Origin of the sequence: Niveispirillum lacus, assembly GCF_002251795.1 — a bacterium.
Classification (GTDB): Bacteria; Pseudomonadota; Alphaproteobacteria; order Azospirillales; family Azospirillaceae; genus Niveispirillum; species Niveispirillum lacus.
Genome location: NZ_NOXU01000023.1, coordinates 89,869 through 102,477 on the forward strand (window position 1 = coordinate 89,869; position 12,609 = coordinate 102,477).

The 12,609-nt window shown below is 60.6% G+C and carries 13 protein-coding genes; 4 read left to right on the top strand and 9 right to left on the bottom strand.

Features of this window, described 5'->3' with window-relative positions; genetic code table 11:
- Window positions 1-94: 94 nt before the first annotated feature.
- Window positions 95-901 (top strand): hypothetical protein, encoded by an 807-nt coding sequence (locus CHU95_RS05290; RefSeq protein WP_133065438.1) that lies wholly within the window; start codon window positions 95-97, stop codon window positions 899-901.
- 19 nt (window positions 902-920) lie between these two features.
- On the opposite strand, the gene CHU95_RS05295 is transcribed toward CHU95_RS05290, so the two are convergent.
- Window positions 921-1,265, bottom strand: coding sequence for a lysozyme inhibitor LprI family protein (locus CHU95_RS05295; RefSeq protein WP_165772025.1), 345 nt, complete (start codon window positions 1,263-1,265; stop codon window positions 921-923).
- Between the two features lie 193 nt (window positions 1,266-1,458).
- Here CHU95_RS05295 and CHU95_RS05300 point away from each other — a divergent pair, with 193 nt between their 5' ends.
- The 3 genes from CHU95_RS05300 to CHU95_RS05310 are packed head-to-tail and all read left to right on the top strand — an operon-like array spanning window position 1,459 to window position 3,771.
- Window positions 1,459-1,977: a hypothetical protein gene (locus CHU95_RS05300; protein WP_094454459.1), complete on the top strand. Its 519-nt coding sequence runs from the start codon at window positions 1,459-1,461 to the stop codon at window positions 1,975-1,977.
- Window positions 1,965-3,329 carry an ATP-binding protein gene (locus CHU95_RS05305; RefSeq protein WP_094454461.1) on the top strand — a complete coding sequence of 455 codons (1,365 nt, stop codon included), beginning with the start codon at window positions 1,965-1,967 and terminating at the stop codon, window positions 3,327-3,329. Before CHU95_RS05300 ends, CHU95_RS05305 begins: the two co-directional genes overlap by 13 nt.
- A 4-nt stretch (window positions 3,330-3,333) precedes the next feature.
- Window positions 3,334-3,771 (top strand): eCIS core domain-containing protein, encoded by a 438-nt coding sequence (locus CHU95_RS05310; protein ID WP_094454463.1) that lies wholly within the window; start codon window positions 3,334-3,336, stop codon window positions 3,769-3,771.
- Window positions 3,772-3,780: 9 nt separating this feature from the next.
- On the opposite strand, the gene CHU95_RS22335 is transcribed toward CHU95_RS05310, so the two are convergent.
- The 8 genes from CHU95_RS22335 to CHU95_RS05355 form a co-directional block, all read right to left on the bottom strand.
- Window positions 3,781-5,340 (bottom strand): hypothetical protein, encoded by a 1,560-nt coding sequence (locus CHU95_RS22335; protein ID WP_094454465.1) that lies wholly within the window; start codon window positions 5,338-5,340, stop codon window positions 3,781-3,783.
- Complete coding sequence (locus CHU95_RS05320) at window positions 5,337-5,870, bottom strand: hypothetical protein (protein ID WP_094454467.1); 534 nt, start codon at window positions 5,868-5,870, stop codon at window positions 5,337-5,339. Before CHU95_RS05320 ends, CHU95_RS22335 begins: the two co-directional genes overlap by 4 nt.
- Before the next feature lie 15 nt (window positions 5,871-5,885).
- A complete protein-coding gene (locus CHU95_RS05325; protein WP_094454469.1) occupies window positions 5,886-6,452 on the bottom strand; it encodes a glycoside hydrolase family 108 protein in 567 nt (188 codons plus the stop codon).
- 45 nt (window positions 6,453-6,497) lie between these two features.
- The gene (locus tag CHU95_RS05330) at window positions 6,498-7,055 is read right to left on the bottom strand and encodes a DUF6623 family protein (RefSeq protein ID WP_094454471.1); all 558 of its coding nucleotides are present in this window, start codon (window positions 7,053-7,055) and stop codon (window positions 6,498-6,500) included.
- Window positions 7,056-7,434: 379 nt separating this feature from the next.
- Window positions 7,435-8,409 (bottom strand): GDP-L-fucose synthase, encoded by a 975-nt coding sequence (gene fcl, locus CHU95_RS05340; protein WP_281255149.1) that lies wholly within the window; start codon window positions 8,407-8,409, stop codon window positions 7,435-7,437.
- 132 nt (window positions 8,410-8,541) lie between these two features.
- Window positions 8,542-9,582 (bottom strand): GDP-mannose 4,6-dehydratase, encoded by a 1,041-nt coding sequence (gene gmd, locus CHU95_RS05345; protein WP_094454477.1) that lies wholly within the window; start codon window positions 9,580-9,582, stop codon window positions 8,542-8,544.
- Window positions 9,583-9,700: 118 nt separating this feature from the next.
- The gene (locus tag CHU95_RS05350; protein ID WP_094454479.1) at window positions 9,701-10,804 is read right to left on the bottom strand and encodes a glycosyltransferase family protein; all 1,104 of its coding nucleotides are present in this window, start codon (window positions 10,802-10,804) and stop codon (window positions 9,701-9,703) included.
- A gap of 59 nt (window positions 10,805-10,863) precedes the next feature.
- Complete coding sequence (locus tag CHU95_RS05355; protein WP_094454481.1) at window positions 10,864-12,561, bottom strand: SulP family inorganic anion transporter; 1,698 nt, start codon at window positions 12,559-12,561, stop codon at window positions 10,864-10,866.
- Window positions 12,562-12,609 lie beyond the last annotated feature (48 nt).

A 12,609-nucleotide genomic window follows, 5' to 3' on the forward strand; every position in this document is an offset into this window, starting at 1 on the left:
CTTGAGAAAAGAATAATAAAATCAGGCAGAAGAGAAAAAAGCATCCCTATATACGACAACATCAGCACAGCAGCGGTAATTGATGGAGATAGAGATGGGTTTCGTTCCATATCAACTCAGATCAGTGAATAATAATAAACATAGAAACAATAATACGAAATTATCACTAATAGATTATCGAAGTGGCGTTCAGCCAACGCAACTGACTGACAATCGGAAGCATGATAAAACGCCGCACCAGTTAAAAAGTAAAGTCACCAACAAAGGTCAATACTATAAGTGGGGCAATAAACAGCAAACGCTTGTTGGCGAAACCATGATTGCTTTCCTGGACCCGGCCTATCCGTTGCAAGGCCAATCTGCGGCTTTGAACAGCGATCAGGACGATATGATGAGTTGGATTAAATCCCAAAACAATATCAATGCCGCAGGGGCGGTGAAGGGGCACCTGTTAAACGATAATCTTGGTGGGACTGCCATGAATGCAAACCTGTTCCCGCTGACAAAAGCAGCAAATGCCGTTCATCTGAAAACGGCGGAGAATGATGTAAAAAATAAGGTATGGAATGACCAGACACCGACATATTATTATGTTGATGCTGAGATTGGTGGCGGCACCATTGATAAGTTAACGGGTGAGATCGGGGACTGGAACATGCACACCAATAAAGTGAGCAATTTACGGTCGTTTACGGTTGTATCTCACCTCAAAAAACCTAATGATATGGAAACAGCCAACCCTGATGACAATGATTATGTAAAGGCAGAGCAACGCAATGCTGCGGCCTTCAGCCATGGGTTGGCACTGAAACCACATTCTAGAGTATCTGAACTGAACGATGATTGGGCTGGCTTAAGAGACATTAGCGGGTCGACAACAAAATTTACATATGAAAGCTAACAAATTTCGATAGACGTTGTTATTTTAACTTCTCAACCCTATCCTTCGTCGTTTCCGCCAGGCAGGCATTTAATACCGCACCATACATGGTTCCACCCTGTACCGCGGCCGCTTCGGCCTTGCAGTGGCTATCACGATATTTGATCCAGTCGCGTTGCGCCTGCTTTAAGGCGTCCTGGCGCGCGGGGTCCAGCGTGGCCATGACCTCCTTATAGCGCTCATTCAACTGCTTGTCCGCCTGGGCGTAGGCTTCAGCAGCACATGTGTTCATCGCGGCCTGATCAACAGCATTCTCACAGTCATCAGCGTAAGCCGGCGTAATCCCAAACAGAATGACCAGCATCATAGCGGATAGACAACGCATGTTCGGTTCCTTCCGGGCGCCTGACATTAAAAGCGTATCCAGCCGGCATCAGCGATGCAAACGTTTTCGGGCATAGGCCATAATTTTATTTATGGTTATATTTTTGCTGTCGGCACAGCCCGCATTGCGAGTGATGTTTGTTTAATTTATCATATGACTGTGTTGACATCAGACGCGGCTACGGAGAGATGCGTTGAGCGCCTACACCCCCGGCACCCCGTTCCAACTGATCTGGAATGATGGTCAAACGGACATGTTGCTGGAGGTGCCCGTGGCCGGTGCCAATGTTCTGGTCACCAAACATCCCTTGCATGGCAATTCCGGCACCAATGCCTGGGTCCAGAAGCGGGAGGGCGGTCGCCTCTATCTGCTGGACGCAACGGGCAAGGCCACTGCCTTCTGTCTGGATGTCAACCTGCCCGATCAGCATGAAGTTAACGGCGTCTTTCCCGATGCCTGTGGGTGTCTGGTCTATCTGAACACCGATATCCCGCAACGCCAGACACAATTATGGCAGGTCACCGACCGTGGTGATGGCAGTTGCTTTGTGCAGAATATCGGCCTGTCCCTTTCCATCCAGTTTGGGCCGGGTGCTGGCCCCTATGTGCTGGATTCCGGGGGCAACAACCAGCAGGGCGGGGCGGCGAAACTGTGGAAAAAGGATGCGGGCAACCGTAACCAATATTGGCAGTTACGGGTATGTCCGGTGTGACGGAACTCTCGGTCAATCTGCGGGCCTTGGACCAGGAACTGGACTGGTTTGCCACCATCCTGCAGGCGCAGGTGGAAACTTATCTTTCGGCGGACCCGGACCCCTGGGTTTTGCATCGACATCCCCCGCCCGATATCGGGCAGACACCGTCGGCCCTTGGCCGACTGGTGACGGAATGGGGTCTGGGCGTGCCTGAACGGATCGCGCTGGCCCTGACACTGGCCCCGCATCTGCGACCGCAAATGCTGGACATCCTGCTTCTGACCAGCAGCCAAACCGGGCGAGTGCTGACGGAATTCGGCGGCATGAACGAGGGGGCATCCCGGGGGTTTCTGCCGACCGGACAGACGCTGGCCTTTGTGCTGTCCGCGGGCAATCGCGATGCTTGGGCTGATTATCACCATCTGACCGACCGGAACCACCGGCTCATGCGGGAACAGATGCTGCGACTGGATGGGGACAGTGATCGTCTGCCGCAGATTGCCAGCCCCTTGCGCCTGTCAGAGGCGTGGCTTCACTATCTGTTGACGGGGGAACCGGCACGACCGGAAACGGAGCATGATTTCCCGGCCCGTCCGATCCACTGCGCCCAGGGCTGGAACGATCTGGTACTCGACCCGCAGACCATGGCGCAGTTAAACGAAATACGCCTCTGGCTGACCTATGGGCAGCGCGTCCTGACCGAATACCGATTGGCGGACAAGATCAAACCGGGCTATCGCGCCCTGTTTTTCGGCCCGCCGGGAACTGGCAAGACCCTGTCCGCCTGCCTTCTGGGCAAGGTGACCAACCGCGAGGTCTATCGCGTCGATGCCTCCATGGTTGTGTCCAAATATATCGGGGAGACCGAGAAAAATCTGGGCCGCGTGTTCGATGTGGCGCAATATCGTGACTGGCTGCTGTTTTTTGACGAGGCCGACGCGCTGTTCGGCAAGCGGACCACCGCCAGCACGTCGAATGACCGCCACGCCAATCAGCAGACCGCTTACCTTCTGCAACGGATCGAAGATTTCCCTGGGGTGGTGATCCTGTCCACCAATCTGCGGGCCAATATGGATGAAGCCTTTACCCGTCGATTCCAGTCCATGATCCAGTTCCCGATGCCGGGCCCGGCAGAGCGTCTGCGCCTCTGGCAGGCCGCCTTTGCCGGCAGTGTCGATCTGGCGCCGGACATCGACTTGAATGAGCTTGCGGAACGCGCCGAGGTTGCGGGCGGGGCGGTGATCAATGTCCTGCGCGCCGTCACGCTGACTGCGGCCGCGACCAACAGCAAGGTGATCTCCCGCACGAACCTGATCGACGCGCTGCGGCGCGAATTGGCGAAAGACAGCAAAAGCCTGCAATGGAGATAGGGCGATGGCCGATTTTGTATCGCTGACCAAGCAGCACGCCGCAAAGACAGGACACACCGCCTTAGCGTCAACGGTCCTTCAGGACCGGCGCGGGGACACCCTTCCCCGACAGTTGAAGGATGAACGCTCGCGCGGCGGCCTGCCTCAACAACTGGCGCATGGCATCGAAAGACTTTCAGGCGTGTCGATGGCTGGTGTGCGGGTCCATTACAACTCGTCCAAGCCGCAGGCCATGCAGGCCCATGCCTATGCCCAGGGCCGGGATATCCATCTGGCCAGCGGTCAGGAAAAACATCTGCCCCACGAAGCCTGGCATGTGGTGCAGCAAAGCCAAGGTCGGGTCAAACCGACGGCAACGGTCAACGGCACCAGCATCAATGACAGCCCCACACTGGAGCGGGAAGCAGATGTGATGGGCCATCGTGCCATGCAGGGCACCTGACCGCAGGGGTCAGCGACCCTCGATCTGATTGCGCGACAATCGATCCAGATCCGCCTTCATGCTTTGCACCAGCCGGGTCAGGCTGTCGATCGTACGGCGACTTTCTTCTGCTGCACGCTGGGATTCCGCCATGACCTGCGCCATGGCCTCGGATTGTTTGTCCAGCTTGTCCTGCAATGCGCCGACGCTGGATTGCAGTTTGGCGGCCGTATCCTGTTGTTTCGCCAGGGCGCTATCCATTCCCTTCACCCGTTCCTGCAAGGCCTTGCTCACCCCGTCATCGGCGGGCGGCGGGGCCGGGGGCGGGGGCGGGGGGGGAGGTGCAGCCAACGGTGCGGGCGGGGGGGCGACGGGTTGGGACAGTGACGGCGGCGCGCTTGCAGGACCGGCCGCGACCGACACTGGCCCGGCCGTGGTAGGGTCCGGCGCCGGTGGCGCAGCGGACGCGACCGCCAGCAAGGAGGGCGGGGTAGCGGCTGCGTCACCGGCGGGTGGTGGGGACGAACCGGTGCCCAGGAACTTGCCCATGATCGTCGCCAGCAGATCGGCATTCGGAAGGCCGCTATTGCGCAACCATGACCCGGCCTGGGCCTTAACCTCCGTCTGGGCGGCTGACAACAACTGGCCCGCCAACTGTTTTCCTTGCTCCGGTACCTGCAGCGTGGACAGCGCGGCCGACAGGTCGGCACTGCCCGCCCCCCCGGCCCGTTTGGCCGCCAACAGCCGCCCCCCGCCCAGCAGTGCCCCGCTGATCAGCATCCATATGGCGCCCCAGGACGACGCATGCTGATCAATCGGGCGCTGAACGCTGGCGGTTGCTGCGGGCGGAACCGGAATGGTTTGTGGCGCGACACCTGCCGCTGATGGGGCATTGGTGCGGGGCGGGGGGCATTGGTTCTCCCCTTCCTCATCCTCAGGGTCGGGCTGACCCGCCTTTGCCGGGTCACAGACAAACCCCGGCTGCGCCGCCGCTTGGCTGTTGGCGCTTGCCGCCGGTTTGGACACCACCATTGTCGGCGCAGGGTTGCCGGACACGGGTTGCAGCGTCAGCGCTGATTGAACAGCCAGAAACACTGTCACTGCTGCGGCCAGGCTGGCCAGGGCATAGTGCCCGTCCAGCAATTTGTGCCACGATTTGCGCGGCTGTGGCCAGGATGGTATCCGCCCCAGCAGCAAGGGGGGCACGGTCGCCGCCAGGATCATCAATGGCAGGGCGATGCCGTTGGCCATTTCCTGTCTGGTCTGCGCACTGCTCAGCCCCAGGGCGATACAGGCCCAGATCGACAGGCCCAGCGGCCAGATCAGCAGCAAGGGCAACCAATCCACGCTGAAACGATGCTGGGCTGTGCTGAAAAACCCAAGGGCTCTGCCGGTGATCATGACGCCGATGGCCAGGAACAACAGCAGAAAACCAATCACGCCGATGGCCCAACTATCGTGAATTGGCACATCACGTAGCCAGTGGATGACGGTAAACACACAGGCATAAATCGAGACCACATGCACCGCAGCCAGCCGCACCAGCAAAACGACGATCATATTGCGGGCGCCGGGCGCCGGGCTGGTCATCGCTCCTCCCCGCCGATCTGTTTGACAATGGCCTCGTTGATGCGGGCAATGCCCTGGGCCGATGAACTGCCACGAAACTGGATCTCCACCTCAGCGGTAGCCTGTTTTTCTCCACCGGCATTGGCCAGATCCAGCATCAGCAAGGACGCACCGTCCGGCCCGGTCTTCTCATGCAGACCGGTTTTCAGGCGGATAACAAAATTCTCCACGGCCACATCATGATGATTGGCCAGCAGAAAAAGCGGCACCTCGCGCAGGATGGGGGTGCCATTGGGGCCGGGCAACGGTACCTGGACCGTCTTGGGGGTCATGCGGCCTGTTTGCGGGTCCAATGGGAAATAACGGGCCAGAAGGTGTTCCAACGAACTATCACAGGCCTGACGCACCTGGGTAACGACGGACGCGTGAACCGTTTCCAGCAGAGCCGGCAAGGAAATCAGGGCGGGTTCGGCCGGCGGGCCGCTCTTTGCTGCCCCTGCGGTGGCAGGGTCGCTCTTGTCGGGTTCATGGTCGTGGTCCGGATCTGTCATCGGGGCCGCTCCTGCTCAATTGCCGGTTTCACAGGCGGGCGTCGTGCGTCCCGGCACCACGACATCCGGAAACGAATTGACGCGCGCAATCCACCCCTTCAGAAAAACGCGCAGAACAGGATGCTCCTGTGCCAGTTCACGGTAATAACTGATCCGCCCTGACTTATACTCCATATAGACTTCGGTGGAGTCGTGATCATTGAGCGAGCTCATGATCCGCCGCGTCAACCGGCTGGGGTGATAATTATTGCCAAGCGTGTTCAGGATTTTCACAAATAACTCAATGGCGTGATATCCAGCATTGACATGGAAGTCACAGAATATGTTGGCCAGATTCTGATATTGTATCTCATCACCAAAGATCGGGTCCCAATATTCCACTTTATAAATCCGACCAGCCTGCTCGTCGGTCATTTTCTTAAGATTGGCCAGCGTTGGCGCCATATTCAACAAATGCGCATACTTTTTGAATGTATAGAAGGTGATGCCCTTGTTGGTCGCCCCTCCCGGATCATGGGGATTATCGACCCACCCTCCCTCATTCCGCAGGACAATGGGCAGAAACTGAGAAAAGTCAGCCATATTTCTTCCCTTTACGGAGTGTTCGGACCCCGCGTGATGGCGCGTTCAAACCCTCATTTCAAACTCGCAGCCGACCGCACTGATCTCGATCTGGCGGGCAATGTCGGCGAAAGCGCATTCAAGCGTCAGACCCAGACTGCGGGCCACAAGACATGAAGGGTCAAGGGCGATACGCACGTCCCCCCACGCCGTCTGGTGGATATCCAATTTTTCACGACGGGTCAGGGTGCGTTCACAATCATGCACAGTAAGGGATTGGATTCGCGCGCCTTTCTGCGCCCTGAACCGGACCCAGACGGCCGCCACCGGCAGCGCGGCGCCTGTATCCAACACCGGCGCCGGAACGGCGAAATGCAGTTGAACATCCGACCAGGACCGGCCGTTCACGATCCGGGCATTTCCCTCCACCCGATCACGCTCCAACCCCTGGGCATCGGCAACGGTGGCGCTGGTGCCGTGAACCCAACTGATGGGGTTCTGCTGGCTGCCGGCCCGTGCCAGACCTGTCCCGAGACCCAGACCGGCCCCGACACTAAGCGCGGCACCAAAGAACGAACGGCGGTTGCCGATGGTGAACTGTGTCTCCTGCTTTGTGTCCACCATTCACCCCCTGCGGGCGCTGTTCTGCACCCCACAACGTCAATCCCTGGCGTCGGGTATATTACCCATTATATTTTATATATCAATTTCCTTATTCTGCGCCATTTATAGGGGCAATGGTCGTATCCGTGATGAAACGCCCGACCATGACCGCAAACAGGGCCGGGGCTGGGGAAAGATAAAACGGGTTTCCAGTGGCGGAAATACGCGCCGGCAACACCTGTTCATCAAGGCCTGCGCTGGCCCATGTCTGTTTCAGATGGTTACAGAAGGGGCGGCGGCGCGTTCTGCGCACTTCTGGGACGGGATGTCCGGGCAGAACTGGACATCGCCGGTGCCAGGAAAGCGAACACCGGCGAGGGCAGTGGCCGTGAACGGATCATCAATGTCCGATGCCGCGCAGCCCGCCTTTGGTTTCCTGGTCCAGGAACCAGTCATAGGTAAGGCGCAGACCCTCTGCCAGGCTGGTGCGGGCGGTCCAGCCCAGCCGCGCCAGCTTGCTGTTATCCATCAGTTTGCGCGGGGTGCCGTCGGGTTTGGTCGCGTCAAAGATAAAACGGCCCTGCCATCCGACCGTGGCCGCCACCTGTTCAGCCAAGGTGCGGATCGACACTTCCTGACCGGTGCCGATATTCACATGGTCGTGTCCGCTGTAATTCTTCAGAAGATGGACCAACCCGTCGGCCAGATCATCGACATAGAGGAATTCACGCATCGGTTTGCCGGTACCCCAGATGGTAACCTCGGACAGCTTGTCGCGCTTGGCGTCATGCAGGCGGGACATCAGGGCCGGCAGGACATGGCTGGCCTGGGGATGGAAATTGTCGCCAATGCCATAGAGGTTGGTCGGCATGGCCGCGATATAGTCGCAACCATGCTGCTTGCGGTAGGCCTGGCACAGCTTGATGCCGGCGATCTTGGCGATCGCATACCATTCGTTGGTCGGTTCCAGCGGGCCGGTCAGCAGGGCATCCTCGGTCATCGGCTGCGGTGCCAGCTTGGGATAGATGCAGGATGATCCCAGGAACAGCAGCTTTTCCACATTGGCCCGGAACGACGCCTGGACGATATTTGTCTCGATCATCAGGTTGTCGTACAGGAAATCCGCCGGGTAGCTGTTATTGGCCAGGATGCCCCCCACCTTGGCCGCCGCGATGATGACCGTGTCCGGCTTGTGGGCGGCGACCCACTCCTCCACCGCCGCCTGACGGGTCAGGTCCAGCGTGTCGCGACCCGCCGTCAGGATGGTGCAGCCTTCGGATTGCAGACGGCGGACAACGGCGCCCCCCACCATGCCACGATGGCCGGATACCCAGACGCGCTTGCCCGTCAGATCATAGGGCTTGTGGTCGCTCATCATCGGTTCCTTTTCCCTCAAATGCCGGGCGGGTGCATCGGCACCCTTGTCTGTTGCGGCCCCATGCCGGGCGACGGTGTCACCACTGGCGCGCGGCTTACGGTTCGCCGAAAACCATGCCAGCCCGTCAGATCAGGCCAGCAACTTCACGTCGGATTCCACCATGTCCTTCACCAGATCGGGGAAGGAGGTGGTGTGGGTCCAGCTCAGCTTGGCCTTGGCCTTGGTGGGATCGCCCAGCAGCAGGTCGACCTCGGTCGGGCGGAAATAGCGCGGGTCGATGCGGACCAGGGTCGCCCCCGTTGTGGCGTCCAGACCGACCTCGTCCACCCCCTCGCCGCGCCATTCGATGGTCTTGCCGACATGGCCAAAGGCCCGTTCCACAAACTCGCGCACCGTGTGCGTCTCGCCCGTGGCCAGCACGTAATCCTCGGCCTTTTCCTGCTGCAGGATGCGCCACATGCCCTCGACATAGTCGCGGGCATGGCCCCAGTCGCGCTTGGCGTCCAGATTGCCCAGATACAGGCAATCCTGCTTGCCATGATGGATGGCAGCGACGGCGCGGGTGATCTTGCGGGTCACAAAGGTTTCGCCCCGGATCGGGCTTTCATGGTTGAACAGGATGCCGTTGCTGGCATGCATGCCATAGGCTTCGCGGTAATTGACCGTGATCCAGTAGGCATAGAGCTTGGCAGCGGCATAGGGGCTGCGCGGATAAAACGGCGTCGTCTCCCGCTGCGGCGTCTCCTGCACCAGACCATACAGTTCGGAGGTCGAGGCCTGATAGAAACGGGTCTTGTCTTCCCGCTTCAGGATGCGGATGGCTTCCAGCAGGCGCAGCGTGCCAATCCCATCGGCATTGGCCGTATATTCCGGGGTCTCAAAGCTGACCTGGACATGGGATTGGGCGGCCAGATTGTAAATCTCGTCCGGCTGGGTTTCCTGCACAATGCGGATCAGGTTGGTGCTGTCGGTCAGGTCGCCATAATGAAGCTGGAATCGCACATCCTTTTCATGGATGTCCTGATACAGATGGTCGATGCGGGCCGTGTTCAGCGAGGAGGATCGGCGCTTCAGCCCATGGACGATATAGCCCTTGGCCAGCAGCAGTTCAGACAGATAGGCACCATCCTGGCCGGTGACGCCGGTGATCAAGGCAACCTTACGCGACATGCTTCCACTCTCCGGGTGATGGCGGGCCATCACCATTAAAGAAACCGCCTGAGCGCCCCGTCAGCGGCGAACAAACCGTGCTTCTACCGCGTCGCGGCAGGCTTGTGAACCCGTGGCATCAATCTGCGGTCGAGCCCAGCCTCTCCAAGGCCTGAAACACCGCTTCGGCATCGCCGACATCGGCACGGATATAACGCTGGCCGTCGCGCTGGCCCTGACGGCAGATCAGGTCCACGTCAGACAGGGGCGAGCCGATATAGAGCACATCCTTGCCCGATGCGATGCAGCCATAGGTCTTTGACGGGATGACAAAGGCCACGAATCCATCGCGCAGGGTGATCAGATGCGCATCCGGCGTCACCAGCAGCCGGCCCAGATCGCCAAACGGGACCGGCCGGCCCCGCACCACCGGCAAGCCCTCGGCCCGCAGCCTTTCTTCGACCACATCCGCACCGGCCCCAACCGCGTTCAGCCACAAGCCGACAGTGCCGCTGCCCGTGCGGTGATGGCGGATATAGGCGGTGATGAACGTGTCGGTATCATGCGCCACCCCCCAGTTGCCGGAATAGAGCAGCACCTTGCGGCCCGCCAGTTCTTCCGGCACCGGCAGTGCCACCTCATCGCCGGTCAGTTCTACCGGCGGCGGGTCACGTTTCAGCACGATATTGGATGCCGGAATGCCGTAATGGCGCAGCAGGCGCACCTGGTCCTCGCCCGAGGCCTCAAACATCTGAACCCGGCGGCGCAGCCAGACGGTAAGCGCCAGGGCCGCATCCAGCAGTTTTGACGGCCTGTTGCGCGCGGCAATCAGGCATTCCGGATGAAAATCCGCAATCCGGTAAATCAGCTTCTTGCGCAGAACCACATTCAGCGGCACCAGGAAATGCAGCAGGAAGGGCGGAGAGCCTGTGAACAGGATCTCATCCGCCGCCGACAGATATTTCCAGGCGCGCACGATCAGCATGGCATTGGTCCGCACGGTCCAGGCCAGACGCCGGGCCAGGCTGGCCCGGTCCAGCGGCGGGGCCGGCAGGCGCAAGGTACGGACCCTGCCAGGGCCGACCACTTGTTCTTCCAGGCTGGCCTGATTGCCGGAGGTGAGGCCGACCAGGGTGACATCATAGCCAAGGGCCGCGCGGTCACGACAATGCATCACGGCATATTGGCCAACGGCGCCGAAATCGGGGGGCAACCAGTCACACAGGTAAACAAGCTTGGTCATCGCTCAACCGCATGGGCATCTGCACAAGCGCGGCATTGACCGCGAAAGCCGCTTGCCTGTCAATCCGCCCCGCTCGCCGGGCTGCTTCCCACACGGCCGCCGGCCCCTTTGGTCAGCAGATGCGCAGCCTCCGCCTTGGCCCGTGTCCTGTCGCCGGCGAAGATTACGGCCCCCTTGCGATGACGCAGACCCAGGCCATGCAGCACGCTGAGCGGTTGACGCTGCACGGCGGCCATCACCACATGCGCCCCGCGCCTGTCGGCCCGCGCCACCAGGGTGGCCAGCGCATCTGCCCCCGTCGCATCCAGCATCGGCACACCGCCCATATCCAGGATCAGCACACGCGGCGCCCCCCCGGTACGGTCCAGCACATCCAGCAGCTTGCGCGCGGCCCCGAAAAACATCGGCCCGTCAATCCGGTACAGGGCGACCCCGGCAGGCAGACCGTCGGTCAGACCCGGCTGTTCGCCGGCATCCGACACCGCCACCGTTTCCGACATGCGGTGCATGAACAGCAGGGCCGCCATCACCACCCCCACCTCGATCGCCACCGTCAGGTCAATGACGATGGTCAGGATGAAGGTGGTCAGCAGCACCACCCGGTCGCTGATCGGGGCGGTGCGCAACTGATGCAGGAAACGGCCGGCGTCGCTCATGTTCCAGGCCACCACCACCAGCACGGCCGCCAGCACCGCCAGCGGCACATAGGCGGCCAGCCCGCTGAAAGCCAGCATGAACAGCAGCAGGAATACCGCATGCAACATGCCCGACACGGGCGAACGGGCGCCGGATCGGATATTGGTGACGGTGCGGGCAATGGCCCCCGTGGCCGGCAGCCCGCCGACCAGGGCCGATGCGGTATTGGCCACCCCCTGGGCCAGCAATTCGGCATTGGGCCGGTGTCGCCGCCCCGTCATCCCATCCGCCACCACCGCCGACAACAGCGATTCCACCCCCGCCAGGAAGGCGATGGTCAGGGCCGCCGGCAGCAGGGTTGTCAACCGCTCCACCGTGATCACCGGCAGGGTTGGCATCGGCAGATGGTCAGGAATGCCGCCAAAACGCGATCCGATGGTTTCCACCGGCAGCCCCAGGGCAAAGGCCAGGATCGAGCCCAGCACCACCGCCACCAGAAAACCAGGGACCTTCGGCAGCCAGCGGCGCAAGGCCAGGATCAGGGCCAAGGCCCCCAGCCCCAGGATGGCCGCCACCCCGATACTGTCGCGCGCGGCCCAGAAGGCGGGCCATTTATCAATGAAGTCCGCCGGCACCGCCCCCATCGACAGGCCCAGCAGATCCTTGACCTGACTGGAAAAGATGATGACCGCGATACCCGTGGTGAAGCCGGTGACCACCGGTTCCGGGATATATTTGATCCACTGACCCAGGCGCAGCAGGGCGGCTGCCACCAGGATCAACCCGGCCATCAGGGTGGCCAGAACCAGACCATCATAACCATGCTGGTGGATCACCCCGACCACAACCACCACAAAGGCGCCCGTCGGTCCCCCGATCTGCACCCGGCTGCCGCCCAGCACAGAAATCAGGAACCCGGCCACCACAGCGGTGATCAACCCCTTGTCGGGTGTCGTGCCCGAGGCAATCGCCAGTGCCATGGCCAGCGGCAGCGCCACAATGGCCACCGTCAGCCCGGCCACGGCATCTGCCCGCAGCGCCGCCAGCCCATAACCCTCGCGCAGGGTGGTGACCAGCTTGGGCAGAAGTTCCCGGCCAAGGGAAACAGGCGTGGCGCTCATCGGCGGCCCTCCGGAACAACAGAAGGATTTATGTAGTTCCGGAAGGTT

Excerpts from the sequence above, each read along its gene's own strand:
- CHU95_RS05350 (WP_094454479.1), bottom strand. The coding sequence starts at position 10,804 with ATGACCAAGCTTGTTTACCTGTGTGACTGGTTGCCCCCCGATTTCGGC.
- fcl (WP_281255149.1), bottom strand. The coding sequence starts at position 8,409 with ATGAGCGACCACAAGCCCTATGATCTGACGGGCAAGCGCGTCTGGGTA.
- CHU95_RS05325 (WP_094454469.1), bottom strand. The coding sequence starts at position 6,452 with ATGGCTGACTTTTCTCAGTTTCTGCCCATTGTCCTGCGGAATGAGGGA.
- CHU95_RS22335 (WP_094454465.1), bottom strand. The coding sequence starts at position 5,340 with ATGACCAGCCCGGCGCCCGGCGCCCGCAATATGATCGTCGTTTTGCTG.
- CHU95_RS05355 (WP_094454481.1), bottom strand. The coding sequence starts at position 12,561 with ATGAGCGCCACGCCTGTTTCCCTTGGCCGGGAACTTCTGCCCAAGCTG.
- gmd (WP_094454477.1), bottom strand. The coding sequence starts at position 9,582 with ATGTCGCGTAAGGTTGCCTTGATCACCGGCGTCACCGGCCAGGATGGT.
- CHU95_RS05295 (WP_165772025.1), bottom strand. The coding sequence starts at position 1,265 with ATGCGTTGTCTATCCGCTATGATGCTGGTCATTCTGTTTGGGATTACG.
- CHU95_RS05320 (WP_094454467.1), bottom strand. The coding sequence starts at position 5,870 with ATGACAGATCCGGACCACGACCATGAACCCGACAAGAGCGACCCTGCC.
- CHU95_RS05330 (WP_094454471.1), bottom strand. The coding sequence starts at position 7,055 with ATGGTGGACACAAAGCAGGAGACACAGTTCACCATCGGCAACCGCCGT.
- CHU95_RS05290 (WP_133065438.1), top strand. The coding sequence starts at position 95 with ATGGGTTTCGTTCCATATCAACTCAGATCAGTGAATAATAATAAACAT.
- CHU95_RS05310 (WP_094454463.1), top strand. The coding sequence starts at position 3,334 with ATGGCCGATTTTGTATCGCTGACCAAGCAGCACGCCGCAAAGACAGGA.
- CHU95_RS05305 (WP_094454461.1), top strand. The coding sequence starts at position 1,965 with ATGTCCGGTGTGACGGAACTCTCGGTCAATCTGCGGGCCTTGGACCAG.